This window comes from Ferrovibrio sp., assembly GCF_046297895.1.
Lineage (GTDB): Bacteria > Pseudomonadota > Alphaproteobacteria > Ferrovibrionales > Ferrovibrionaceae > Ferrovibrio.
In genome coordinates, this window is record NZ_JBKBHC010000001.1 from 355,548 (window position 1) to 380,209 (window position 24,662).

At 63.8% G+C, this 24,662-nt stretch carries 20 protein-coding genes; 13 read left to right on the plus strand and 7 right to left on the minus strand.

The window, feature by feature from the left end:
* Positions 1 to 182 precede the first annotated feature (182 nt).
* From ACK4FK_RS01730 to ACK4FK_RS01745, 4 genes are all read left to right on the plus strand, one after another.
* On the plus strand, positions 183 to 3,497 hold the full coding sequence (locus tag ACK4FK_RS01730) for an EAL domain-containing protein (protein WP_409740230.1): 3,315 nt from the start codon (positions 183 to 185) through the stop codon (positions 3,495 to 3,497).
* 119 nt (positions 3,498 to 3,616) lie between these two features.
* The gene (gene tldD / locus ACK4FK_RS01735) at positions 3,617 to 5,056 is read left to right on the plus strand and encodes a metalloprotease TldD (protein ID WP_409740233.1); all 1,440 of its coding nucleotides are present in this window, start codon (positions 3,617 to 3,619) and stop codon (positions 5,054 to 5,056) included.
* Positions 5,057 to 5,084: 28 nt separating this feature from the next.
* Positions 5,085 to 5,897 carry a serine O-acetyltransferase gene (cysE, locus tag ACK4FK_RS01740; RefSeq protein WP_409740235.1) on the plus strand — a complete coding sequence of 271 codons (813 nt, stop codon included), beginning with the start codon at positions 5,085 to 5,087 and terminating at the stop codon, positions 5,895 to 5,897.
* A 13-nt stretch (positions 5,898 to 5,910) separates the two neighbouring features.
* Positions 5,911 to 6,846 (plus strand): hypothetical protein, encoded by a 936-nt coding sequence (locus ACK4FK_RS01745; RefSeq protein WP_409740238.1) that lies wholly within the window; start codon positions 5,911 to 5,913, stop codon positions 6,844 to 6,846.
* Here ACK4FK_RS01745 and ACK4FK_RS01750 read toward each other — a convergent pair.
* Positions 6,827 to 8,191, minus strand: a complete 1,365-nt coding sequence (locus ACK4FK_RS01750) for a glutamate--cysteine ligase (protein ID WP_409740240.1) — start codon at positions 8,189 to 8,191, stop codon at positions 6,827 to 6,829. The two genes, ACK4FK_RS01745 and ACK4FK_RS01750, sit on opposite strands and share 20 nt — an antisense overlap.
* A gap of 148 nt (positions 8,192 to 8,339) precedes the next feature.
* Positions 8,340 to 9,071: a 16S rRNA (uracil(1498)-N(3))-methyltransferase gene (locus tag ACK4FK_RS01755; RefSeq protein ID WP_409740242.1), complete on the minus strand. Its 732-nt coding sequence runs from the start codon at positions 9,069 to 9,071 to the stop codon at positions 8,340 to 8,342.
* Positions 9,072 to 9,108: 37 nt separating this feature from the next.
* Between ACK4FK_RS01755 and ubiA the strand changes: the two genes are divergently transcribed.
* Positions 9,109 to 10,038, plus strand: coding sequence for a 4-hydroxybenzoate octaprenyltransferase (gene ubiA / locus ACK4FK_RS01760; RefSeq protein ID WP_409740245.1), 930 nt, complete (start codon positions 9,109 to 9,111; stop codon positions 10,036 to 10,038).
* 47 nt (positions 10,039 to 10,085) lie between these two features.
* Positions 10,086 to 10,838 carry a hypothetical protein gene (locus ACK4FK_RS01765; protein WP_409740247.1) on the plus strand — a complete coding sequence of 251 codons (753 nt, stop codon included), beginning with the start codon at positions 10,086 to 10,088 and terminating at the stop codon, positions 10,836 to 10,838.
* Here the strand turns inward: ACK4FK_RS01765 and ACK4FK_RS01770 are convergent.
* Entirely contained in the window at positions 10,823 to 11,536 is a 714-nt protein-coding gene (locus ACK4FK_RS01770; protein WP_409740250.1) for a hypothetical protein, read from the minus strand. The two genes, ACK4FK_RS01765 and ACK4FK_RS01770, sit on opposite strands and share 16 nt — an antisense overlap.
* 106 nt (positions 11,537 to 11,642) lie before the next feature.
* Here ACK4FK_RS01770 and ACK4FK_RS01775 point away from each other — a divergent pair, with 106 nt between their 5' ends.
* From ACK4FK_RS01775 to ACK4FK_RS01800, 6 genes are all read left to right on the plus strand, one after another.
* Positions 11,643 to 12,554, plus strand: a complete 912-nt coding sequence (locus ACK4FK_RS01775) for a DMT family transporter (protein WP_409740252.1) — start codon at positions 11,643 to 11,645, stop codon at positions 12,552 to 12,554.
* Position 12,555: 1 nt separating this feature from the next.
* The gene (locus tag ACK4FK_RS01780; protein ID WP_409740255.1) at positions 12,556 to 14,070 is read left to right on the plus strand and encodes a UbiD family decarboxylase; all 1,515 of its coding nucleotides are present in this window, start codon (positions 12,556 to 12,558) and stop codon (positions 14,068 to 14,070) included.
* A 133-nt stretch (positions 14,071 to 14,203) separates the two neighbouring features.
* Complete coding sequence (locus tag ACK4FK_RS01785; RefSeq protein ID WP_409740258.1) at positions 14,204 to 15,646, plus strand: adenylate/guanylate cyclase domain-containing protein; 1,443 nt, start codon at positions 14,204 to 14,206, stop codon at positions 15,644 to 15,646.
* A 51-nt stretch (positions 15,647 to 15,697) separates the two neighbouring features.
* On the plus strand, positions 15,698 to 15,979 hold the full coding sequence (locus tag ACK4FK_RS01790) for a hypothetical protein (RefSeq protein WP_409740261.1): 282 nt from the start codon (positions 15,698 to 15,700) through the stop codon (positions 15,977 to 15,979).
* A 25-nt stretch (positions 15,980 to 16,004) separates the two neighbouring features.
* The gene (locus tag ACK4FK_RS01795; protein ID WP_409740264.1) at positions 16,005 to 17,360 is read left to right on the plus strand and encodes a TldD/PmbA family protein; all 1,356 of its coding nucleotides are present in this window, start codon (positions 16,005 to 16,007) and stop codon (positions 17,358 to 17,360) included.
* Positions 17,361 to 17,369: 9 nt separating this feature from the next.
* Positions 17,370 to 18,146: a 3'(2'),5'-bisphosphate nucleotidase CysQ gene (locus tag ACK4FK_RS01800; RefSeq protein ID WP_409740267.1), complete on the plus strand. Its 777-nt coding sequence runs from the start codon at positions 17,370 to 17,372 to the stop codon at positions 18,144 to 18,146.
* 70 nt (positions 18,147 to 18,216) lie between these two features.
* Here the strand turns inward: ACK4FK_RS01800 and ACK4FK_RS01805 are convergent, their stop codons facing one another.
* The 4 genes from ACK4FK_RS01805 to ACK4FK_RS01820 all read right to left on the minus strand — a co-directional run bounded on the left by ACK4FK_RS01805 (position 18,217) and on the right by ACK4FK_RS01820 (position 24,083).
* A complete protein-coding gene (locus tag ACK4FK_RS01805) occupies positions 18,217 to 20,292 on the minus strand; it encodes a molybdopterin oxidoreductase family protein (protein ID WP_409740270.1) in 2,076 nt (691 codons plus the stop codon).
* On the minus strand, positions 20,289 to 21,422 hold the full coding sequence (locus ACK4FK_RS01810; RefSeq protein ID WP_409740273.1) for an NAD(P)/FAD-dependent oxidoreductase: 1,134 nt from the start codon (positions 21,420 to 21,422) through the stop codon (positions 20,289 to 20,291). Before ACK4FK_RS01810 ends, ACK4FK_RS01805 begins: the two co-directional genes overlap by 4 nt.
* Positions 21,423 to 21,541: 119 nt before the next feature.
* Positions 21,542 to 22,999, minus strand: coding sequence for an NAD-dependent succinate-semialdehyde dehydrogenase (locus ACK4FK_RS01815; RefSeq protein WP_409740275.1), 1,458 nt, complete (start codon positions 22,997 to 22,999; stop codon positions 21,542 to 21,544).
* 91 nt (positions 23,000 to 23,090) lie between these two features.
* Positions 23,091 to 24,083 (minus strand): zinc-dependent alcohol dehydrogenase family protein, encoded by a 993-nt coding sequence (locus ACK4FK_RS01820; protein ID WP_409740278.1) that lies wholly within the window; start codon positions 24,081 to 24,083, stop codon positions 23,091 to 23,093.
* Positions 24,084 to 24,201: 118 nt separating this feature from the next.
* Between ACK4FK_RS01820 and ACK4FK_RS01825 the strand changes: the two genes are divergently transcribed.
* Positions 24,202 to 24,660: a host attachment protein gene (locus ACK4FK_RS01825; RefSeq protein ID WP_409740280.1), complete on the plus strand. Its 459-nt coding sequence runs from the start codon at positions 24,202 to 24,204 to the stop codon at positions 24,658 to 24,660.
* Positions 24,661 to 24,662 lie beyond the last annotated feature (2 nt).

The following is a 24,662-nucleotide window of genomic DNA, read 5'->3' on the forward strand; positions in this document are numbered from 1 at the left end:
CACTCTTCGTCGCGGGAACATACACCGAGCCCTTGCCGGCCGACCAAGCCCGGCGCCCTTGTGCGACGATTTGTCGCTGCGCCCTGGCGCACACCCGTTTCAGCCCCTTAGCCCTTGATTTGGCTTGTGCTTGCGCCACCGCAGTCAGCCCCCTAAGCTGCCTGCGCGCAAGGTTTGCAGGCATGCTCGATCCCAATCAGCGGAAATTGACTCAAGACATCCTCGACTGGCTGGATCGCCCCGCCTTTACGGTTGAGTATGGCCCTGGTGACGACTACCGATACGTGTCCTGCAACACTGCCTATGCTGCATTGACCGAAATGAGCGCCGAGACCCTGGCTGGCCAGGGTCTGCCGGCCGGCTTTGCGCTGGGCGAAGCGGACAAGGTGCGCGCCCTGCTCGACGCCACCCGCCGCGAGGGCCGCCGGCAGATCGGCAACACCCTCATCCGCTGGGCCAATGGCTGGCTCTGCCAGGGCCTGACCGTGGCGCCGCTCAATGACGGCACCGGCCGCGTCGCAGGCCTGATGGTGATCGCCGAGGCATCGACGCCTGAAAAGATGCATCAGGTGGCCCTGCAGGTGGCCGAATACAAGCTGCGTGATTTCGCCGAACTGGCCTCGGATTGGTTCTGGGAGACCGATGCCGATCACCGTTTCACCTGGATTTCCGACTCCTCCTCCGCCCATACCAGCAGTTTGCGCGCCACCATGCTGGGACGCTGCCGCTGGGAAGTGGCGGTCCAGGGCGACAGTGAAACCGACATGCTGTTCTGGCAGGAACACCGCCGTCAGCTCGATAACCATGAGCCCTTCCGGGGTTTCCGCTACTGCTCGCTGCTGACCGGGGATGAGATCTGGATCGAGATCAACGGCAAGCCGGTCTTCGATACCAACGGCCGCTTCATGGGCTATCGCGGTTCCGGCCGCGACATCACCGAACAATACCGCCAGCAACGCCGCATCGAGGCGGCCCTGCGCCAGGCTGAGGAGGCCAGTCGCGCCAAGAGCCAGTTCCTGGCCAACATGAGCCATGAACTGCGCACCCCGCTGAATGCCATCATCGGCTTCTCGGAAATCATCCGCGACCAGATGTTCGGCTCGGTTGGCGTGCCTCGCTATGTTGATTATGCGCGCGACATCAATGCCTCAGGCACCCACCTGCTGGCCCTGATCGGCGACATCCTCGACATGTCGCGCATCGAGGCCGGCTATTACGCGCTGGATGAAAAGGCAGTCGACCTCTCGGCCGTGATCCAGTCGGCCCTGACCATGGTGAAACCTCAGGCCGAACGCGGCGGCATAACGCTGCGCAACCTGTCACCGGAGAACCTGCCGCAATTGCGTGCCGACGAGCGTGTCGTCAAGCAGGTGCTGATCAACCTGCTTGGCAACGCGGTGAAGTTCACGCCTGGCGGCGGCACCATCGATGTGCTGTTCCGCCAGTTGCCCGACGGCACCCCGTCGCTCACCGTGATCGACACCGGCATCGGCATTCCGCCCGAACGCCTGGAGCACATCTTCGAGCCCTTCCAGCTTGCCAAGGCGGAAGTGGCACGCCAGCACGGCGGCACCGGCCTAGGCCTGTCGATCAGCAAGCGCCTGATGGAGCTGCATGGCGGATCGCTGAGCCTGAGCAGCACGGTCGGCGCAGGCACGCAGGCGCAGATGACCTTCCCGAACTGGCGGCTGCTCTCCGACGTCGATCAGGAGTGGACGCCGCCAGCCCCGGCACCCACACCTACCAAGCCATCTGCCGTTGTGCCGATGAAGCCGCCGGCCGTCAAAAAGCCGGCGATCAAATCCGATAACGGCCTGGGCGAGACTCTGCGCAGCCTGATCGAGACGATGAACGAGGGCCTGCTGTGTATCGATGGCAACGGCAACATCTCCAGCGTTAGCGATACTTGTGCCGCAATCTTCGGCTATCCCTCTGGCGAACTGGTCGGGCAGAATGTGAAAGTCCTGATGCCCGAACCATTCCGTTCCGGCCATGACTCCTACATCCGCAACTACCTGGGCACCGGCCGCGCCAAGATCCTGGGCCTGGGCCGCGACACGCTGGGCCGCAAAAAATCCGGAGAGATTTTCCCGATCCACCTCAGCGTTGGCGAATATGACGGCGAGGATGGCCCCGGTTTTGTTGGCATAGTGCGAGACATCTCTGACCGCCGCGACGTCGAGTTGCGTGCAGAATTCGCCAGCCGCAACGATCCGCTGACCGGCATCCTCAACCGAGCCAGCTTTATCGCCGAGACCGAGCGCATGCTTGGCGCCCAGCATCGCCTCGATGGTGGCTTGTGGGTGTTGTTCAACCTCGACATGGACGGGTTCCGGGATGTCAACGAGGGTTTCGGCTACCACATCGGCGACATGGTGCTGAAATACACCGCTGATCGGCTTGCCGAAGTGTTGCCGCGCGAAGCGCTGATCGGTCGAATCGCTGCCGACCAGTTTGCTGCGCTGGCCGCCGTGAACGATCTCAACAACGCCCTCAATCTGGCTCAGGCCGTACACGCCCACCTGACCAAGCCGCTGGCGGTGGATGGACGCGTCGTGCCACTGAAGGTGAGCATGGGTGCCGCGATCATCGATGATCCCGCCGAAAAGATCAGCGACGCTCTGGCCAAGGCCGAGCTGGCAATGAAACTGGTACGCTCCTCCGGCGGCGATTCCGCCCGCTTCTACAGCCCGGAAATGACGCGTGCGGCCGAGCGGCGACTGCAGCTCACCATGCACCTTGATGCCGCCATCGACCGTAACGAGTTCCATCTGGTCTATCAGCCCGTGGTGGAAACCTCGACAGGCGCAATCTGCGCCATCGAGGCGCTGCTGCGCTGGCGCCATCCGGAATTGGGGGCGATCTCGCCGGCGGAATTCATACCGCTGGCCGAGGAAACCGGCAGCATCGTGTCGATCACGCGCTGGGTCTTTGCCAAGGTGGCCGAGCAGCTCCGCACCTGGCGCCGGGACGGCATCGAGCCGCGTCGCGTTTTCGTCAACGTCTCGGGCCAACAATTCATACGCGACGACCTGCCCGCCCATTTCCGCAAGATGGTGCAGGACGAGCCGGAACTGATACCCTTCCTTGGCATCGAGATCACCGAGCAGGCGGCAATCCAGAACATGGAAGCCACGGTGCAGGCGATCCGGGACCTGGCCGAGATCGGCATTGATGCGGCCCTGGACGATTTTGGCACCGGGTATTCGTCTCTCAGCTACATCCAGCGTCTGCCGATCCGCAAGATCAAGCTAGATCGCGCCTTCATCGCCGACCTGCCCGGGAACGAACGCGACATCGCCCTGGTCCGCGCCATGATCGGTATGGCCACCGGTCTTGACCTGCCGGTGGTTGCCGAAGGCGTGGAAACCGCGGCGCAACGCGATTTCCTGCGCGGGGTCGGCTGCAGCGAGATGCAGGGTTATCTGATCAGTAAGCCGGTGCCGGCCGAGGAAATGTCGGTATTGTTGAGGCAGAGCGAACGCCGGCGGCGGTGACCCTGCCCAAGCCACACGGTTGGGGGCTGTATTTCCCCCCTTCCTGCGCCATATAATTGGCTGCCGGCCCGGCTGGCTCAAATTTTTCCAGTTTTTCCATTGCTTTGCGTGAGGCTGTCATGACCGGCACATCCGCCGCCCAGGAACTCTTCTTCACCCGCGCCGGCCTCGACCGCGTGCGTCTGGAGGGACTTGTCGGCGACGCTCTGCACGGCGCCGACGATGGCGAACTGTTCCTGGAATACAGCCAGTCGGAAAGCTTCAGCTTCGATGACGGCCGGCTGAAGGCAGCCAGTTTCGACACAAGCCAGGGCTTCGGCCTGCGCGCCGTATCGGGCGAGCAGACCGGCTATGCCCATGCCTCGGAACTGAGCGAGGAAGCCATCCGCCGAGCCGGTACCACCGTGCGGGCTGTGCGCGCCGGCCATAGCGGCGTGATGAGCCAGCCGCCTCAGCCGACCAACCGCCACCTTTATGGCGACGACAACCCGCTGAACGAAATTCCCTTCGAGCAGAAGGTAGCCCTGCTGCAGGCCATCGATGCCTATGCCCGGGCGAAAGACCCACGTGTGAAACAGGTTTCTGCCTCGCTGGCAGGCTCGTGGCAGGCCGTCGCCATCCTGCGCGCCGACGGCACGATGGTGGAGGATATCCGACCGCTGGTGCGCCTGAACGTCTCCGTCGTCGCGGCCCAGGGCGACCGTATGGAAAGCGGCAGCCGCGGCGCTGGCGGCCGCGTCGGTTATGCCCGCTTCTTCGATCCCGCGCACTGGCAGGCGGAAGTCGACGATGCCCTGCGCCAGGCTTTGGTGAATCTCGAATCCGTGCCGGCTCCGGCCGGCGAGATGACCGTGGTGCTCGGCCCCGGCTGGCCCGGCATCCTGCTACACGAAGCCATCGGCCATGGCCTGGAAGGCGATTTCAACCGCAAAAAAACCTCGGTCTTCGCCGGCCTGATGGGTGAGCGCGTGGCGGCCCCCGGCGTCACCATTGTCGATGATGGCACCATCGAAAGCCGACGCGGTTCGCTCAGCGTCGATGATGAAGGCACGCCGACAGAGAACACCGTACTGATCGAGGACGGCATACTGAAGGGCTACATGCAGGACCGCATGAATGCTCGCCTGATGGGCATGAAGCCGACCGGCAACGGCCGGCGCGAATCCTTCGCCCACAGCCCGCTGCCGCGCATGACCAACACCTACATGCTGGCCGGCGACCGCGATCCCGGCGAAATCCTCGCCGGCGTGCAAAAGGGGGTCTACGCCGTGAATTTCGGCGGCGGCCAGGTCGATATCACCTCGGGCAAGTTCGTGTTCTCCTGCACCGAGGCCTACATGATCGAGAACGGCGAGGTCGGCGCCCCGATCAAGGGCGCGACCCTGATCGGCGCCGGCGCCGAGGTGTTGAAGAAGGTGCAAGCCGTTGGCAATGACCTGAAGCTAGATGCCGGGATCGGCACCTGCGGCAAGTCGGGCCAGGGTGTGCCGGTCGGCGTGGGACAGCCTACCCTGCTGATCGATGGATTGACGGTGGGCGGCACCGCAAAAGCCGCGTAAACTGGCGCAACGAACCGAGGGGAGCCTCATGCCCGTCATCGCCAACAAGATCGTAAGCCACGACCCGGTCTGGGCCTCGATCCGCGAGGAAGCCCTGCGCGCCGCTGCGGAAGAGCCGTTGCTGGCCAGTCTGGCCCATTCCGCCGTGCTGAACCATCAGCGCCTGGAAAATGCCCTGAGCTACATCCTGGCGCAGAAACTGGGCAGCGACGCCCTGCCAGTGCTGGGCATGCGCGAGGTGATCGAGGAAGCTTTCTCCGCCGATCCCGATATCGGCAATGCCGTGCGCGCCGACCTGGTGGCAGTGAACGAGCGCGATCCGGCCTGCCGTGGCTTCCTGAAGCCTTTGCTGTTCTTCAAGGGCTTCCAGGCCATCCAGACCCATCGCGTGGCGCATTGGTTGTGGCACCAGAAGCGCGAGACCATGGCCTTCCTGCTGCAAAACCGCGCCTCCGAGGTTTTCGCCGTCGACATCCATCCCGCCACCCGCTTCGGCCGCGGCATCATGATCGACCATGGCACCGGCGTGGTGATCGGCGAGACCGCGGTGCTGGAAGACGATGTGTCGCTGCTGCAGAACGTCACCCTGGGCGGCACCGGCAAGGAAACCGGCGACCGCCATCCCAAGATCCGCCGCGGCGTGCTGATCGGCGCCGGCGCCAACATCCTGGGCAATATCGAGATCGGCGAAGGCGCCAAGATCGGTGCCGGCAGCGTGGTGTTGATCCCCGTCCCACCGCATTGCACGGCGGCCGGCGTGCCGGCCAAACTGCTGGGCGATTGCGGCTGCGACCAGCCGGCCCGCGAGATGGATCACGCCCTGCCGCCGCAGGTCGACTGATCCCTGGGCGGCCATGCGCCGACCGGCCATTACCCTTGCTCTGCTTCTTGGGCTTACGGCCGACGGGGCTGAAGCGCAGTCGCTGAGCGGTGCCCGCGAGTGGTTGCCGCCTGGCAGCCTGTCACTGGAAACCTTAAGCCAGCGGCCGGACGAGCGACTGGAAGATGGCCACAATTTCTATGTTGCCTTCGGCCGACTGGCCTTCCGCTCGCCGGATATTCTTGGCGGCACGGCGCGCAAGGCGGGATTGTCCTGCCAGGCCTGCCACGCCAACGGCTTTGCCACCCATGCCTTCTTCATTCCAGGCCTGTCCGACCGCCCCGGCCGCATCGACGTGACCAATGCCTTCTGGCATTTGCGCGGCGAGGATGGCATCAACAACCCGTTGAAGATTCCGTCACTTCGGGGCGTTAAAACGAAAGACCGCTTTGGCCACGATGCCCGCACGACATCGCTGCGCGACTTCACCCGCCGGGTGATCGTGATGGAGTTCGCCGGCGACGAACCCGACGGCCTGCTGCTCGATGCCCTGGTCGCCTATCAGGAAAAGTTGCAACCGATCACCGAAACCCTGCAGCCGGTCACATTGCAGCAGGACCTGACCGACATTCTCGACCATCTCGATACCCTGCGCGTGCCGCTGGCCGAGGAGAACGCCGCCCTGTCCGGCCGCATCGCCACGATGATCCGCGGCCAGCTCGGCTTCATCCACGAGCGCTTCGCCGATCAAGACTTGCGCGGCAGTCGCTCCGCGCTCGAGGAATGGTCGCGGCAATTGATGGGCATACTGCAACTGACTGAGGATGGCCGCTGGCCCGAAGCCAGACAACGTCTTGCCGACCTGCGAGCCGCTATCGCCACGCCGCCGGCCGCATTCGCTGCCGACCTGTCTCGCTCGCTCTATAACCGGGAACGGCTGGCCGCCTGGCTCAGTAAGCCAGTTCGGTGAAGGCCGGATCGACCGACCGGTTCCAGCGCCCGTTATAGAGCTTGAGCAGGACTTCTGCTGGCGTCTCACCGGACTCGGCGATGCGCATCAGCGGTTCGAGGAAATGGGTCTCGTCTTCGCCGGCGGGCGAGATGCGCTTGCGTGCCTTTAGTCCGGCCATGGCGATCTTCATCATCTCGATGGCATAGCTTTGCAGGCGCCGGCCGCGCAGTTCGGTATGCAGGCCGAATTTCGGCACATCGATCCGTAACTGCTCGCGTTCGGCGATGGTCCAGTCGCGGCACAGGTCCCAGGCGGCATCCAGCGCTTCCTGCTCATACAACAGGCCAACCCACAAAGCGGGCAAGGCACATAGCCGCGACCACGGGCCGCCGTCGGCCCCGCGCATTTCCAGATAGCGCTTCAGCCGCACCTCGGGGAACAGCGTGGTGATATGGTCGGCCCAGTCGCGCAGGGTGGGTTTTTCGCCTGGCAGGGCCGGCAGCTTGCCGGCCATGAAATCGCGGAAACTCTGCCCAGAAGCATCGATGTATTTGCCGTCGCGGTAGACGAAATACATCGGCACGTCGAGCGCGTGGTCGACATAGCGCTCGAAGCCCATGCCGTCTTCGAACACGAAACCGAGCATGCCGGTGCGGTCCGGATCGGTATCGGTCCAGATCTGGCTGCGATAGCTCAGGTAGCCATTCGGTTTGCCCTCGGTGAAGGGCGAATTGGCGAACAGCGCGGTGGCCAGCGGCTGCAGGGCGAGGCCGACGCGGAATTTCTTCACCATGTCGGCTTCGTCGGCGAAATCCAAGTTCACTTGCACGGTGCAGGTGCGGAACATCATGTCTAGGCCAAGATTGCCCTTCTTGGGCATATAGGCGCTCATGATGCCGTAACGGCCCTTGGGCATCACCGGAATGTCCTGGCGGCGCCATTTCGGATTGAACCCCAGCCCCATCATTGCCACGCCGATCTCGCTGTCGATCTCGCGCAGTTGCTTCAGGTGGGTCGAGACCTCGATGCACGTCTGGTGGATGGTTTCCAGCGGGGCGCCGGACAATTCAAACTGCCCGCCCGGTTCCAGCGTGATCGACTGGTTTTCCATGGTGAGCGCGATGATCTTGTCGCCCTCCGTCACCGGCTGCCAGCCGAAACGCTGCAACTCGACCAGCAGGCGCTTGATGCTCGCGTCGCCTTCATAGGGCAATGGACGGAAATCGGCGGTGCTATAGGCGAATTTCTCGTGTTCGGTGCCGATGCGCCAATCGGCCTTCGGCTTGCTGCCCTGCGCCAGATACTCGACAAGCTGCGCCTTTGCGGTGATCGGCGTTTCTGGGGCTTGGGCCGGTCCGGACATGAGAACCTCGAAATGATTATTGTTATCGTTACTGGGGTTGGGCGGCCGGCCGAGCGGCTGCCTCCGGCATATGGGGCAGAATACGCGACCTGTCTAGTACCCCGATACCGCCTGGCAGTGACTGCGCCATGACGTTCGGTGAGGCAGATTAATTCTGCCGCCCTGCCTGTAAAATGGCGAGGGCGGCGATCGCCGCCGTCTCGGCCCGCAGGATGTTCTGCCCCAGCGTTACCGGCACGATGGCGGGATGACGTAGTATCGTTCCCAGTTCTTCGGGCGCGAAGCCGCCTTCGGGACCGATCAGCAGGGCACAGGGCTCATCCTTGGGCCGCGGCTGCACAGCGGCCAGCAGCGGCAAAGCCTCGCTGCGTTCGGCGCAGACATACAGCCTTCTGCCCGAAGGCCATTCGGCCAGCAGTTTCTCCAGCGTGACTAGGTTCTCGACCGGCGGCACATCCAGCCTCTCGCTCTGCTCGGCCGCTTCGCGCGCGATGGCCGACAGCCGTTCACCGTTTACCTTCGGGATCTGGCAGCGCCGCGTCTGCACCGGCAGTAACCGGCCGACCCCCAGTTCGGTGGCCTTCTCGATCACCATTTCGATGCGGCCCTGGCGGATCGGCGCGAAACACAGCCATAGGTCGGCCGCCATCGCAAAGGGTCGCGTCTGCATCCCCACCTGCAAGCGGACATCCTTCTTGCCCACCGCAGCCAGGACAGCATGGAATTCGCCGTCACGGCCGTTGAACAGGGCCACCACATCGCCCTCGCCTAGCCGCAGCACATGGCGCAGGTAATGCGCCTGGTCGGATGGCAGCACGACCTCGGCCCCGCCGCTCAGGGCGGCAGGCACGAACAGGCGGGCCTTGGCTGCATTGCTCATGCTTGTACGGTATCCTCGGACGGACTACAGGAGCGTTATGGCAAAGCCCGACCCCGAAGTCACCGATCATGCCGCCCCCGCCGATGCCGTGCGGGGCCACTGGGTCGAGCGCTGGCTGCCGGCCGGCTGGCGGCCCTATGCCCGGCTCTCGCGGCTGGACCGGCCGATCGGCACCTGGCTGCTGCTGCTGCCCGGCTGGTGGGCCATTGCGTTGGCCAGGCCCCAGGATTTGCCGCTGGACCATTGGCTGATCCTGCTGTTCGGCATCGGCGCGCTGGTGATGCGGGGAGCAGGCTGCACCTTCAACGACATCGTCGACCGCGATTTCGACGACAAGGTGGAGCGTACCCGCCTTCGCCCCATCCCCTCGGGCCAGGTCAGCGTGACACAGGCCTGGATATGGCTGGTGCTGCAGTCCCTGATCGGTTTCGCCGTGCTGATCCAGATGAACGGGCTGGCCATTGCCCTGGGCGTGTTGTCGCTGGGCCTGGTCGCGATCTACCCCTTCATGAAACGCTATACCTGGTGGCCACAATTCTTCCTGGGCCTGGCGTTCAACTGGGGGGCGGTGCTGGGCTATGCCGCCGTCACTGGCCGGCTCGACTGGATCACATTGATTCTCTACGCCTCCGGCATCGTCTGGACGCTTGGTTACGATACGATCTATGCCCTGCAGGACAAGGAAGACGACGCGCTGATCGGCGTGAAATCCACCGCCCGTTTATTCGGCAATCACGCCCACCTCTGGATTGCCGGCTTCTACGACCTCACCCTGCTGGGCCTCGCCGTCGTAGGCTGGATGGCCGGTTTGGGTTGGCCCTACTGGATCTGTTTGGGCATCGCCGCCCTGCATTTCCTTTGGCAGGTACTGACACTGAAACCCGACGACAGCACCGACTGCCTGTTGAAATTCCGCGCCAACCGCGATGCCGGCCTGATCATCTTTGCCGGCTTTCTGCTGGGTTGAAGCTTTCCGCTTGGCGGCAGCCGGCCGCCCGCGTATGGTGCGCCGCCATGAGCAAGCCCCGAATCACCCCGCGCCAGTTCGCCGAAATCTACAAACGCTACAACGCCAACCTGGCCAAGGTGGATTGCGGCCGCAAATGCGCCCCGCTGAACAAGGGCCAGCCAGTCTGCTGCGATACCGACAACGCCATTCCAGTGGTGGAAAAGGCCGAGTTCGAGTTGCTGAAAAGCCGCACCGACCTGTGGTTCAAATACAAGCCGACCGATGCCGCCTCGCGCAAGATCGTCAATGAGTTGACCAGCCACGCCTGCGCCATCGAATGCAAGGGCGCGGCCTTCTGCGAGCGCGACAACCGCACCATCGCCTGCCGTTCCTTCCCCTTCTATCCCTATGTCGATAAGGCCGGTAATTTCATCGGCTTGACCTATTACTGGGATTTCGAGGACCGCTGCTGGATCATCTCCAACATGCAGGTGGTGGAACGCGCCTTCGTCGATGAGATGGTCGCGGCCTTCGACCGCATCTTCAAGCTCGACCCGGAAGAATTCGAGACGATGAAGGACCACTCGGCCACCATGCGCCGGGTGTTTTCACGCAAGAAGAAGATCATCCCGCTGATCCACCGCGACGGCGGCTATTTCAAGATCAAGCCCGGCTCGGGCGGCGTGCTGACACCCTGCACGCCCGACGATTTCAACAAGTTCGGGCCCTACAAGTCGGAAGCCGCCTATATCCGCGCCGTGAAGGCGGCTGGCGGCAAACTCGATCCAGCACCGAAAAAGGGCTATCTGGCACCCTGATCTTTAAACAGGAACGTGCCGAGCAGCAGCCAGCGCCGAGCGGTTTGTTCCTGTCCTGCCTTCGCGCGTAGCGGCGTGGTGTAATGCCAGAAAGGCAGACGATAGGCCGTGATCAGGCCGGGCTTCGTCGCTGCCACCATCTCGGTGAAATGGCCGGTTTTCGCATAGACCAGGAACTGGTCGCGCACACCCGGCGTGACGAAGCTTAAATGCACATCCAGATAGCCGCTTGCCGCATCCGGTTCTTCCGGATGATGGTCGGTATGCGGCCCGGCATAATCGCCGGCAGCGTAGGCAATCGCCTGCAGGCCGTATTTCGCCTTCAGGGGCCGTCCGGCCAGCATGGCGGCGAAAGCACGGTAGCTCTCCGAGCGCAGCATGGCGATCAGGCCGATCTCATTGGCCGCTTGGAAGCCAGCCGAGCGCGGATTGTCGAGATGCGTGGTGCGCTGGCGCATCGTCTTGGGCAGCAGTTCGGCGTAGTTGCGCGTCTGGCCCCAGATCGTCTCGGGCGGGATCGGCGCCTCCAGCAGCCGCAGATGCGGCAACATTGTCTTTTCCAGCAACATCCCCGCAGCCGCGGCCTGTCGCCGGTCGATCAGGCCTTCCAGGCTCAGAAACCGGCAGCGCGGATTGGCCAGTGCGCCGGCAGCCGGGTGCCGTCCAGCCAGCAGGGCTTGGCCCCTCGGTGACAGCATCGCGGCAAATTCTGTCGGAAAGCGGCGCATAATCAGGGCTTAAGCTCTTGCCCGGGCAGGGTCAAGCACTGGTCAGGCCGCAAGTGGCGGCCTAATCTCCGCCGCCATGCAACCCGCCACCCACAGCCGCGACCAGCAATTCGCCCAGGCCCTGATTTTTATCACCCCGGCCTTGTTCTGCGCCAACATGCTGCTTGCCCGCTATTCGGCCGACTTCATTCCGCCAGTTGCCCTGGCCGTCTGGCGCTGGCTCGGGGTAGTCGTGCTCCTGCTGCCCTTCTGCGGCCTCGAACTGTGGCGCCAGCGCCGGGCCCTCCTGCGCGATGCCGGCCGGCTGCTGGTTCTGGGCGCCCTTGGCATGGGTATCTGCGGTGCCGTGGTCTACGCTGCCGGCAAGACCACCACGGCCACCAATATCGGCCTGATCTATGCAATCTCACCCGTCCTGATCATCTTGCTCAGCCGCGCCATGTTCGCCGACCGCCTCTCCAAGCGACAGATGGCCGGAGCCGCACTGGCGCTGGGCGGGATGCTGGTCATCGTGACCAAGGCCGACTTGACCGTGCTGAGATCACTGACCTTCGTGCCCGGCGATCTGATGATCCTGGGTTGCGCGATTGCCTGGGCGGTCTATGCGGTGCTGCTGAAACGCTGGCCGGGAACCCTCAGCATCAACGGGCGGCTGGCCGCCATCGCTGCCGCCGGCGTGATCGTCATGCTGCCCTTCTTGGCCTGGGAGATGGCCACCGTCGGCCCGGCCACGCCCGATACCCGCACGCTGGCCGTGATCGCCACCGTGATCCTGGTGCCCGGACTTGCCGCCTATGCCTGCCACGCCTATATCACGAAGCATCTCGGCCCTTCCAAGGCGGGGCTGATTCTCTATCTCTCGCCGGTCTACAATGCCGTCCTCGCCTGGGCGCTTCTCGGCGAGCAATTCGCTGCCTACCATTGGGCCGGCGCCGTGCTGGTTCTGGCCGGCCTCTATATCGCCACCTCGCTGCCGGGAAAGCGCTGATATGCCCTATACCTCGCTCCGCGATTTCATGGCGCAGCTCGAGCAGAGCGGCAATCTCGCGCGCGTCACCGAGCCAGTCTCGACCGTTCTGGAAATGACCGAGATCCAGACCCGCCTGCTCAGTCAGGGCGGCCCCGCCGTATTGTTCGAAAGGCCCGTGCGCGCCGATGGCAGCCCGAGCCCGATTCCTGTGCTGGTCAATCTGTTTGGCACGGTGGAGCGTGTGGCTTTAGGCATGGACCGTAAACCGGCCGAGTTGAAGGAGGTGGGCGAGACGCTGGCCTTCCTGCGCCAGCCCGAACCGCCCGGCGGCTTCAAGGAAGCACTTGGCATGCTGCCGCTGCTGAAGACCGTGATGGCAATGCAGCCGAAAACCGTCAGCAGCGCGCCGGTACACGAGGTGGTTCTGCAAGGCGATGACATCGACCTTTCGGCCCTGCCGATCCAGACCTGCTGGCCCGGCGAACCCGCGCCGCTAATTACCTGGCCACTGGTGGTGACCCAGGGGCCGAACAAGTCGGACAAGACCGACCGCTTCAATCTCGGCATCTATCGTATGCAGGTGCTGAACACAAAGCAGACCCTGATGCGTTGGCTCAAGCATCGCGGTGGCGCACAGCAGCACCAGCGCTGGAAGCAGGCCGGAAAACGCGAGCCTTTCCCCGCCGCCGTGGTGATCGGCGCCGACCCCGGCACCATCCTGGCCGCCGTCACACCGGTCCCCGATACACTGTCGGAATACCAGTTCGCCGGCTTGCTGCGTGGCAAGAAAGTCGAACTGGTTGATTGCAAGACGGTGCCGCTTAAAGTGCCGGCCGAGGCCGAGATCGTGCTGGAAGGACATGTGTCGCTAGAGGAATACCGCGATGAAGGTCCCTATGGCGATCATACCGGCTATTACAATTCGGTGGAGCAGTTCCCGGTCTTCACTATCAGCGCCATCACCATGCGGCGCAACCCGATTTATCTCAGTACCTTCACTGGCCGGCCACCCGACGAACCCAGTGTGCTGGGTGAAGCGCTGAACGACGTGTTCGTGCCGCTGATCCGCCAGCAGTTCCCCGAGATCGTCGATTTCTGGCTGCCGCCCGAGGGCTGCTCCTACCGTGTCGCGGTGGTGAGCATGAAGAAAGCCTATCCCGGCCACGCCAAGCGCGTGATGCTGGGCGTGTGGTCTTATCTGCGCCAGTTCATGTACACCAAATGGGTGATCGTGGTGGACGACGACATCGATGCCCGCGACTGGAAGGACGTGATCTGGGCGATGTCGACCCGCATGGACCCAGCACGCGACATCACTCTGATCGAAAACACGCCGATCGATTATCTGGATTTCGCTTCGCCGGAATCCGGCCTGGGGAGCAAGATCGGCCTGGATGCCACCAACAAATGGCCGCCCGAGACCAAGCGGGAATGGGGCGAGAAGATCCGCATGGATGCCGAGGTGGTGCGAACGGTGACGGAAAAATGGCCGAAACTCGGCTTGCCCGGCCCTGGTCGACCAATCTGGAAGTGACCGGCCGGCCGCTTTGGCCCGTCCGGATGTGACGACGGCGCCAATTCGGTTCCGCTCCGCCCCTCGTGTAAATCCTGTCGATCCGCTAATCTGCCGGCGGACCTGACTGCATCCGACAAGGACGGAGAGCGCGATGCGCTTATGGCAGCAATGGCATGACCTGATCTGCGGCAAGGGCGAGGATTGCCTGCCCGATCCGGCAAGCGACCGCCTCAATGTGGCGATCCGCCAAGAGGAGTTCGAGGCCCTGCGTCTTACGCTCGGCCTGCGGCTGGGTGTCTGCGCCATTGTTGCCGTCATCCTCACTGTCGAGATGGGCTGGCCGCTCGCCTTCAACTATTACGGCTATCTCGGCGCTTTCGCCTTCTCAGCCTATCTGCAGATGCTGCTGCGCAAGCCGGACCTCGACCAGCCATGGATGCACTGGCTGTTCCCCTTCATCGACATGGCGCTGCTGACCGGCGCCATCGTGCTGCCGAACCCCTTCGACCCCACGCCGCTGCCGCCGCCGATGCAGCTTGGCTTCGACACAATTCTCTATGTCGCGCTGTTTGTCGTACTGTCGGCCCTGGGACAGTCGGCGCGCACGGTTTTGCTGACCACGCTGGCCGCCATTGTCTGCTGGACGGCCGGCACGCTCTACATCCTCATGCAGCCCGGCGTCTCGCTCAGCCTGAACCTGGACAATATTATCGGCATGCCGGTGCCCGACCGCATCGCATACATCCTCGATCCCTGGAGCGTCCGACTGGGCGAATTCCTGCCGCGTCTTATCCTCATCGGCATGATCGGCATCCTGTTGGCTGTCGCCGTGATGCGCTCACGCCACCTGATTGCACGACAGGTAGAAAGTGAGCGCGCGCGCCGCAACCTGTCACGCCATTTCTCGCCGCACATCGCGCAACAGATCGAGCAGATGGATGATGCCATCGGTCAGGTGAAATCGCTCAACGCCGCCGTGCTGTTTGCCGATCTGGTCGGTTTCACGCAGATCGCAGACGACCATACACCGGAACAGACGGTTACCATTTTGCGCGAGGTCCATCAGCGACTGGGCCGTGCGGTGCATGAGAATGGCGGCACGCTCGACAAGTATCTGGGCGACGGCATCATGGCCTCTTTCGGCACGCCGCAGGCAGGCCAGCGCGACGCATCCTCCGCCCTGCTGGCGGCGCGCGCCATGCTGCGCGAGATGGATCATCTCAACCGCCAGCGTGCCCTGCTGCGCCAGGTGCCGCTACATCTGGCAGTCGGCGTGCATTTCGGCCCTCTTACCCTGGGCAATATCGGCGATGAAAGCCGCGTGGAATTCGCCCTGATCGGCGAAACCGTGAATGTTGCGCACCGGCTGGAACAGATGACCCGCAGCCTGAATGCCCAGCTCTGCCTCAGCCAGGCCTTCATCGACAAGCTGGTCGATGAAACCCGCGGCGACCTGGGCGCGGTGCGCGACATGGTGACGCTGAAACCGCAGCCGATCCGCGGCCTGCGCGACCGTATGGTGCTGTGGATCCTGCCGCGCCAACCGCTGGGAAGCGAGGCCGACGCCCCCAAGGCAACGCCGACGATCCATTGAGGTGGAAGAAAACCGTGGAAGCGTCGCCCCGGCCTGTGGCATGACGGAAGCATGCTGTTCCGCCCGCCCAAACCCTCCGACCGCGATATCCTGCCCTGGTGGCATCCCCATGCCCTGCTGCGGGCTGTGTGGAATCTGGCATTTTCAATTGCTCTGGGGGTAGGCATCGGCGCCATCGTCCTGGATCTGACGGCCCAGATCGTGGCGAAAATCGCCGGAGATCATTGGCGTGACTGGATCGATCCGCTGCAGCCGCTGGCCTGGCTGGTCGGTTGTTTTGTCGCTTTCGTTTCCTATATGTCCTATAGAATGGACGACAAGGCCGATAGCTGACCCTCCCGTTTAGAAAAGCATTCCAATGTCCGATCCCCGCCAGCGCGCCCTGGATGCGCAGAGCCTGATTGCCGATCTGATCAAAGCCGCCCGCAGGGCCGGAGCCGATGCCGCCGACGCGGTCTATCATGAATCACGCTCACTCAGTGCCAGCGTACGCCTGGGGCAGCCTGAAGATGTCGAATCCTCGGAAAGCCGCGATCTTGGTTTGCGAGTATTGGTCGGCCAGCGCCAGGCCTGCGTCTCCACCACCGATTTTGCCCGACCCGCGTTGCAGGAACTGGTGACCCGCGCCGTCAGCATGGCGCGCGCGGCACCGGACGACAAATATTGCGGCCTGCCCGAACCCGCTCAACTTGCCAGTCAGCCGGTCGAACTCGATCTGTTCGACGGCATCGAGCTCGAAATGCCGCAACTGCTGGAACGCGCCAAGGCGGCGGAAGCAGCCGCACTGGCGGTACCTGGCGTGACCAATTCCGAGGGAGGCAGCGCCGGCCGCGGCTTTGGTCTGGTCGCCTATGCCAATACCGCCGGCTTCAGCGGCAGTGGCTTCAGCGGTTCGCACAGCATTTCGGCCGCCGCCATTGCCGGCAAGGATACCGGCATGGAGCGCGATTGGGATTATGAGGCGAAAACCCATTTCAGCGACCTGCCGGATCCGGCCAGCATTGGTCGTAAGGCCGGAGAACGGGCGGTGCGTCGCCTCAATCCCGTGAAACTGGACAGTTCCGCGATGCCCATCCTGTTCGACCCGCGGGTAGCGACCAGCATGGTCGGGCACCTGGCCGGCGCCATCAACGGTGCCGCGGTGGCGCGCGGCACGTCGTTCCTGAAGGACAAGCTCGGCCAGATGGTTTTCGCACCCGGCATCACCATCACCGACGACCCCTTGCGCCAGCGCGGCTTCCGCTCACGCTGGTTCGACATGGAGGGCGTGGCACGCCAGGCCCGCACCCTGATCGAGGACGGCCGACTGACTACCTGGCTGCTGGATTGCGCCACGGCGCGGCAGCTGGGCATGGCCAGCACCGGCCATGCCTCGCGCGGTACCTCGTCACCCCCTTCGCCCGCGCCGACCAACATCTATCTCAATCCCGGCAAGCAGACGCCGGCAGAACTGATGGCCGATATCAAACTGGGCCTCTACGTCACCGAACTGATCGGCATGGGCGTCAACGGCGTGACCGGCGATTACAGCCGCGGCGCCGCCGGCTTTGTGATCCGCGACGGCCAACTGGCGGAACCGGTCTCGGAAATCACCATTGCCGGCAACCTGAAAGAGATGTTCCCGCGTCTCATCCCGGCCAACGACCTTGAATTTCGTTTCGGCACCGATGCGCCCACAATCCGCATCGACGGCATGACCGTCGCCGGCCGCTGACGGCGCGCCATGACGTCCCTCAGGCAGGATCATGACCTGTTGCTCGCTGCAGTACGCGAGGCCGGCCAGCTTGCCCTGCAGTATTTCAAAGGCGACCTGAAGTCCTGGAACAAGAAGCCGAATGATCCGGTTTCGGAAGCCGATATTGCCGTCGACGCCCTGCTGCGCGACCGGCTGCTGGGTGCGCGGCCCGATTACGGCTGGCTCAGCGAGGAAAGCGGCCTCCAGCATGGCAGGAACGGCGCCACCTGGATCATCGATCCTATTGACGGCACCCGCGCCTTCATCGATCGCAAGCCGGAATTCACCATCTGTGTCGCGCTGATGCACGACGCCCGGCCGGTGCTGGCGGCGATCTTCAATCCGGCGAGCGATGAGTTCTTCGAGGCCACCCATGGCGGCGGCGCAAAGCTGAATGGCAAGCCGATCCATGCCTCAGGCCATGCCAGCCTGATGGAAGCCCGCTTCCTGGCCAGCCGTCGTACCTTCGAGCGCCACGGCTGGATGGCGCACACCGCCAAGGCCGACTTCGCTTATCGCAACTCCATCGCCTATCGCATGGCCCTGGTGGCCTGCGGCAAATACGATGCTGCCATCAGCCTGACCGAAAAGAGCGACTGGGACATCGCCGCCGCCGACCTGCTGGTGCGCGAGGCCGGTGGTCGCGTCTCCACCGCCGACGGCGCGCCGCTGGCCTACGGCACTGACAAGCACCGTCATCCATCGGTCATCGCCACGGGCGTCTATATATTCGATGACTTGGTCGACCTGCTGAAAACACGCTGACACAAACCGGTCAGGGTTGCGGAGCCCAATCTGCACTGACTGCCGTGGACCTTAACGAACTCCAGATGACCTAGGCTGCGCGGATCCAGATAGCGTTATCATGGAAGGCGCCGCCGCCATTGGGCTGGGCCGCATCGGCACCGGTCAGGGCGTTGATGCCCATGTCGTCCACGAAGGCGGCATGGGGCCAGATGCTTTCCACGATCACCACGCCGCGCTGCACGCCGTCATAAAGCCTGGCATGGATGCGGATCTGGCCACGCCGGTTGCCAAGCCGCACCAGTTGCCCGTCGACAATCTGCAGGCCGGCGGCATCCTCGGGGTGGATGAACACGGTCGGCCGCGCCTCGCGGCTGGTCGATGTCGGCGTTTCGGTGAAGCTGGTATTGAGGAAATTGCGCGCCGGCGATGTGGCCAGGCGGAAGGGGTGTTCTTCCGTCGCCTCCTCGATGCTGGTCCAGTGATCGGGCAGGCGCGGCATGCCGGTATGGTTCGGACCCATCGCCGCCCAGTCCGGCGCGAAGCGGAATTTTCTGTCCGGCCAGCCAAAGCCGTTGAGGAAATGCGCCGTCTCGAAATCCGGCTGGCAATCATGCCAGCGCTGGCTGCGCAGGGTGGCCACATCGGGCCAGCCCGAACTCTTCAGGGTGGCCTCCACCATATCCATGGCGCTCATGCCAAACCCCGGGTGTTCGGCACCCAGCCGCTTCGCCAGTTCGCAGATTACATAATGGTTCTCACGCGCCTCGCCCGGGGCTTCCACCAGCTTGGGCCCCAGCAGGATATGCTGCTGTCCCCCGGCCTGGTAGATGTCGTCATGCTCGGTGAACATGGTGGCGGGCAGCACGATATCGGCCATCTTGGCCGTCGCCGTCATGAACTGTTCGTGCACGCAGACGAACAGGTCGTCGCGCTCGAAGCCGCGCTTCACCAGATTGGAATCCGGCGCCACCTCCATCGGATTGGTGCTCTGGATCAGCAAAGCCGTCACCGGCGGGCCATTCTTCAGGGCTTTTGCATCGCCGGTCAGCACCGGCCCGATCTGCGACTGGTCCAGCATGCGGATCGTGGGATCGACCACATCCAGCCCGTCGATCAGCGTCTTGTCCCAGTGGAAGATCGCGCCGTTATTGTGGAAGGCACCGCCGCCCTCGTATTGCCAGGACCCGGTCACACTGGCAATGCAGGTGGCGGCATGCATGTTTACCGCGCCGTTGCGGCTGCGTGCGAAACCATAGCCCAGACGGATGTAATGCCGCTTGGTTTCACCCAGCAGCCGCGCGAATGTCTCGATCTCGGCCACGCTCAAGCCGGTGATGGCCGCGGCCCATTCCGGCGTGCGGCTTTGCAGATGTGCTTCCAGTTCGGCCGGCACGTCGGTATGACGCGCCATGTAGTCGCGGTCGGCATAGCCGTCGCGGAACAGCACATGCATCACCGCGCAGGCCAGCGCACCGTCGGTACCCGGCCGCAGGATCAGGGCCATGTCGGCTTGCTGGGCGGTGGCATTGTTGTAGACGTCGACCACCACGATCTTGGCGCCGCGTTCCTTGCGGGCGCGGATCGCGTGGGTCATCACGTTCACCTGGGTATGCACGGCATTGGTGCCCCAGATCACGACGCAATCGCTTTTCGCCATCTCGCGCGGATCGGGACCGCTCAGATGCCCGGTGGCGGCGATGTAGCCGGCACGCGCCAACGTGACGCAGATGGTGGAATGCTGGCCGGAATAGCGTTTGGCATGTCGCAGACGGTTGATGCCGTCGCGCTGCACCAGGCCCATGGTGCCGGCATAGTAATAGGGCCAGACGGTTTCGCTGCCGTATTTCTTTTCCGCCGCCAGAAAGGCCTCGGCCGTACGGTCCAGCGCTTCGCTCCACGAAATCGGGGCGAACTGTCCCGAACCTTTGGGTCCAGTCCGCAGCAGCGGATGCAGCAGGCGCTGGGGGTGGTTGGCCCGCTCGGCATAGCGCGCCACCTTGGCGCAGATCACGCCGGCGGTGTAGCTGTTTGCTTCCGCGCCCCGCACCCGCCCGATCCTGCCGTCCGGCAAAAGGTCGATCTCCAGCGCGCAGGTGGAGGGACAATCATGCGGACAGGCGCTATAGCCGACGGACGGCTTGGCCGGGGCGAAGGGGGCATTCATCGCAATCGGGTCGGGCTCAGATCCTGCTCGGTCACGCCGAGATCAAGGATATCCTGCGGCAAAGTCCGGCCAGATGCCAGCGCTCCGGCCACCCGACTCATCGCCGCCGAGGTCTGGATACCATAGCCGCCTTGGGCGGCGAGCCAGAAAAACCCCGGCGCAGCGGGATCAAAGCCGGCCACGATGGTGCGATCGGCCACAAAGCTGCGCAGGCCAGCCCATTTCGCCGCCAGCCTTCGCACCTGCAGCGTGGTGGCGGTTTCCAGGCGGTCGATAGCAATGGCGAGATCCATCTCGTCGGGCTGGGCGTCACAGGGTTCCGAATCGGTCTCGTCGCAGGGCGACAGCAGGATGCGACCGGCATCAGGTTTGAAATACCAGTCCTCGTGGGCATCGATCACCATCGGCCAGCGGTGAATATCGGTGCCGGCCGGCGGATCGAAAGTCAGCGCCGTGCGACGCTTCGGTTTCAGGCCGATCGGCGCCACGCCGGCCATGCCTGCGATCACATCGGCCCAGGCGCCGGCGGCATTGACCACCACCGGCGCGCTGAAGCGGCCCTGTGTGGTTTCGACCTGCCAGTCAGCACCGGCACGCGAAACACCCTTCACCTCAGCATCCGTCACCATGCGGCCGCCGGCCGCCGTCATGCCGCGCAGAAATCCCCGATGCAGGGCATGGACCTCGATATCCATGGCATCGGGTTCATACAGCCCGCCGCCAGCGGCAGCTTCAGGCCGCATCACGGGCATGATCTCCATCACCTCGGCCGGTTTCAGGCGACGGACGCTGGGCACCAGCCTGTGCATGTCGGCAAAGGCTGCGTCCAGATGGGCGGCATTCTGCTCGCCGCCCGCATGGAGCGCACCGCGCGGCGTGAGGATTGCCACGTCGCTGAAGCCGGCCGGCGGGTGCATCAGGAAATCGCGGCTGGCCACCGTTAGCGCGCGGATCGGCGCATTGCCGTAGGTCTCGGCGAACAAAGCCGCCGAGCGGCCGGTGGTGTGATAACCTGGCTGGTTCTCGCGTTCCAGCAGAACGACGTTTCTGCCGTCGCGCGCCAGCGCATAGCCCGCTCCGGCGCCAGCAATTCCGCCGCCGATAATCACCACATCGCAACGCTCGTTCATCGCAATCCTCGCAGTCAGGGGGACCGCGGCGTTCTATGCGCCGTCGGCTCAACCCTGACTATAGTGACTGGCGATGCGGGCGACCAATGCCTTGACGGCATGGCGCGATGCTGTAGCCGTCAGACCCCGCCGAAGCAGAGGTATTTGATCTCCACAAAGCTGTCGATGCCGTATTTTGAGCCTTCGCGCCCCGTGCCGGACTCCTTTACGCCGCCGAATGGCGCCTCGGCAGTGGAGATCAGCCCTTCATTGATCCCGACGATGCCATATTCCAGCTTCTCGGCCACGCGCCACACCCGACCGATATCGCGGCTGTAGAAATAGGCGGCCAGGCCGTAAGGCGTATCATTCGCCAGGCGGATTGCCTCGGCTTCATCCTTGAAACGGAACAGCACGGCGACCGGGCCAAAAATTTCTTCCTGCGCACAGGCCATGTCGGTGGTTGCCTCGGTGATCACGCTGGGCTGATAGAAGGTGCCCCCCAACTCATGCTTTGCGCCGCCGACCAGAACTCTCGCGCCTTTCGCAGTGGCATCGGCCACCAGGCGCTCGACCTTGTCCAATGCATCCTGGTTGATCAGCGGGCCCTGGTTGACGCCATCGGTGAAACCCGGGCCGGTTTTCAGTTTTTTTACCGCCTCGGTCAGTTTGGCGGCGAAGGCATCGTAGACGCCGTCCTGCACGAACAGGCGGTTGGCGCAGACGCAGGTCTGGCCGGTGTTACGGTATTTCGAGACCATAGCGCCGGCAATGGCGGCATCGATATCGGCGTCGTCGAACACGATGAAGGGCGCATTGCCGCCAAGCTCCAGCGACAGTTTCTTCAACGTGTCGGCGCTCTGCCGCATCAGGATCTTGCCGACTTCCGTGGAGCCGGTGAAGGAGACCTTGCGCACTTTCGGGTTGGTGGTGAGTTCGATCCCCACGCCCGGACCATCCATGGTAGTGACGACGTTGAACACGCCTTTCGGGATGCCGGCCTCTTCCGCCAGCCGTGCCAGGGCCAGCGCACAGAGCGGCGTGTCCTCGGCCGGTTTCACCACCACGGGGCAACCGGCCGCAAGGGCCGGCGCCACCTTGCGGGTGATCATGGCGACCGGGAAATTCCAGGGCGTGATCGCAGCCACCACCCCGATCGGCTGCTTGATCACCACTATGCGCTTGTCGGGCGCATGGGCGGGGATCACGTCGCCATAGATCCGGCGGCCTTCCTCGGCAAACCATTCGACAAAGCTGGCACCGTAGGCTACCTCGCCCTTTGCTTCGGCCAAGGGCTTGCCCTGTTCCAGCGTCATCAACGCACCGAGATCATCCTGGTGCTGCAGGATCAGGTCATACCATTTGCGCAGCAGGGCGGCGCGCTGCTTGGCTGTCAGTCCTGCCCAGGCCGGCCAGGCAGCATGAGCAGCGTCGATGGCGCGCTTCGCCTCGGCACGGCCCATATCGGGCACTTCGGCGATCAGACTGCCATCGGCGGGGTTGGAGACCTTGAAGCTCTTGCCGCTGTCGGCATTCACCCAGGCGCCATCGATATAGGCCTGGCGCCGCAGCAGATCGGCATGTTTCAGATGGGTCACGGCAATCCTCCCTTTGGCATCCCGGACAGGTGGCCTGCCCGTTGCGAATGGCAGAGGATTCCCCAATCCGCCAGCTGTGGCAAGGCAGGCGCTATGCGCTTTCCGTGACCAGAACGGCAGCACCCTGCAGCCGACCAGCCCGCAGATCGTCCAGCGCCCGGTTGGCATCCCGCAGTGCATAGGGCACGGGGTGTGTACGCACGGGAATCAGAGGCGCCAGGGCCAGAAAATCGATGGCATCCTGCCGCGTGAGATTGGCGACCGATTTCACCATGCGTTCGCCCCACAGCAGACGATAGGGAAAAGCCGGGATATCGCTCATGTGGATACCGGCGCATATCACCTGGCCGCCCTTGCGCACGGCCTTCAGCGCCAGCGGCACCAGATCGCCAACTGGAGCGAAGATGATGGCGGCATCCAGTGGCTCCGGCGGCAAGACATCGGATGGCCCGGCCCAGGCCGCACCCAGGCGGCGGGCAAAATCCTGTGCCGCGGCGTCGCCCGGCCGGGTAAACGCGTAGACCCGCATGCCCTGCGCCACCGCCACCTGGATCAGGATATGTGCTGCCGCGCCAAAACCATATAACCCCAGCGCCGAGACCGCGCCCGCCATGCGATAGGCGCGATAGCCGATCAGGCCGGCACAGAGCAGCGGCGCAGCCTCGATATCGCTGATCCCATCGGGAATAGGGAAACAGTAGCGATGATCGACCACGATACGGTCGGCGTAACCGCCATCGACCTGATAGCCGGTGAAGCGTGCCTGGTCGCAGAGATTCTCTTCACCAGCGATGCAAAAGCGACAAGTGCCGCAACTCCAGCCCAGCCAGGGGATCCCAACACGCTCGCCAAGGGCAAATCCCGCCACCCCCTCGCCCAGCGCGATGACATGGCCGACGACCTCGTGTCCTGGCACCAGCGGGTATTTGGCATCGGGTAATTCGCCGTCTACGACATGCAGATCGGTGCGGCAGACGCCACAGGCATGCACGGCGACAACCACCTGACCGGGACCGGGTTGCGGCTCCGGCAGATCGGTCATCACCAAGGGCCGGCCAACGGCCCGCAGCATCATCGCCCGCATCACTGGCCTCCATTCCTGATATGCTAACGAGACCGAATGCCGGACGTTTTGACGCATATCAACCCGCCGTGACTGCAATTGTGGCAGCCTGCCACAGTTCCGAACGAGGAGAAGCGCCATGGCATTTCAGCTTCCGATCCCGACCTGGATCCTGGTCACCGATGCCAGTCAGGCCCATGTGTATGAAATCTCGATCCTGGCCGGACCGCTGCGAGCCGTGCCGGGTTATGACATGACCGCCGCCGATACGCACGGCTTCTCGCGCGACCTGAAAAGCGACAAGCCCGGTCGCGCCTTCGCCAGCACCGGGCAGCGGTCGGCCATGGAACCGCGCCACGATCCGCACCAGATGGCCGAGGACAAATTCGCCAAAAGCGTGGCCGAACGGCTTAACCATGCCTGCGAGGAGAAGCTGTTCGCCCAGCTGGTGGTGATCGCCCCACCCCGGATGCTTGGTGTGCTGCGGGATGAATTCAGCGCTGCCGTGCAGAAACTGGTGGCTGCCGAAATTCACAAGGATCTGGTAAAGGCCGACAACGCCGACATTCTGGCCCATGTCAAAGCGGAATTGAGCTGAGT

Coding starts and splice junctions, on each gene's coding strand:
- ACK4FK_RS01775 (WP_409740252.1), top strand. CDS start 11,643: ATGCAACCCGCCACCCACAGCCGCGACCAGCAATTCGCCCAGGCCCTG.
- ACK4FK_RS01730 (WP_409740230.1), top strand. CDS start 183: ATGCTCGATCCCAATCAGCGGAAATTGACTCAAGACATCCTCGACTGG.
- cysE (WP_409740235.1), top strand. CDS start 5,085: ATGCCCGTCATCGCCAACAAGATCGTAAGCCACGACCCGGTCTGGGCC.
- ACK4FK_RS01795 (WP_409740264.1), top strand. CDS start 16,005: ATGTCCGATCCCCGCCAGCGCGCCCTGGATGCGCAGAGCCTGATTGCC.
- ACK4FK_RS01810 (WP_409740273.1), bottom strand. CDS start 21,422: ATGAACGAGCGTTGCGATGTGGTGATTATCGGCGGCGGAATTGCTGGC.
- ACK4FK_RS01780 (WP_409740255.1), top strand. CDS start 12,556: ATGCCCTATACCTCGCTCCGCGATTTCATGGCGCAGCTCGAGCAGAGC.
- ACK4FK_RS01785 (WP_409740258.1), top strand. CDS start 14,204: ATGCGCTTATGGCAGCAATGGCATGACCTGATCTGCGGCAAGGGCGAG.
- ACK4FK_RS01805 (WP_409740270.1), bottom strand. CDS start 20,292: ATGAATGCCCCCTTCGCCCCGGCCAAGCCGTCCGTCGGCTATAGCGCC.
- ACK4FK_RS01770 (WP_409740250.1), bottom strand. CDS start 11,536: ATGCTGTCACCGAGGGGCCAAGCCCTGCTGGCTGGACGGCACCCGGCT.
- ACK4FK_RS01750 (WP_409740240.1), bottom strand. CDS start 8,191: ATGTCCGGACCGGCCCAAGCCCCAGAAACGCCGATCACCGCAAAGGCG.
- ACK4FK_RS01790 (WP_409740261.1), top strand. CDS start 15,698: ATGCTGTTCCGCCCGCCCAAACCCTCCGACCGCGATATCCTGCCCTGG.
- ACK4FK_RS01820 (WP_409740278.1), bottom strand. CDS start 24,083: ATGCGGGCGATGATGCTGCGGGCCGTTGGCCGGCCCTTGGTGATGACC.
- ubiA (WP_409740245.1), top strand. CDS start 9,109: ATGGCAAAGCCCGACCCCGAAGTCACCGATCATGCCGCCCCCGCCGAT.
- ACK4FK_RS01755 (WP_409740242.1), bottom strand. CDS start 9,071: ATGAGCAATGCAGCCAAGGCCCGCCTGTTCGTGCCTGCCGCCCTGAGC.
- tldD (WP_409740233.1), top strand. CDS start 3,617: ATGACCGGCACATCCGCCGCCCAGGAACTCTTCTTCACCCGCGCCGGC.
- ACK4FK_RS01745 (WP_409740238.1), top strand. CDS start 5,911: ATGCGCCGACCGGCCATTACCCTTGCTCTGCTTCTTGGGCTTACGGCC.
- ACK4FK_RS01765 (WP_409740247.1), top strand. CDS start 10,086: ATGAGCAAGCCCCGAATCACCCCGCGCCAGTTCGCCGAAATCTACAAA.
- ACK4FK_RS01825 (WP_409740280.1), top strand. CDS start 24,202: ATGGCATTTCAGCTTCCGATCCCGACCTGGATCCTGGTCACCGATGCC.
- ACK4FK_RS01800 (WP_409740267.1), top strand. CDS start 17,370: ATGACGTCCCTCAGGCAGGATCATGACCTGTTGCTCGCTGCAGTACGC.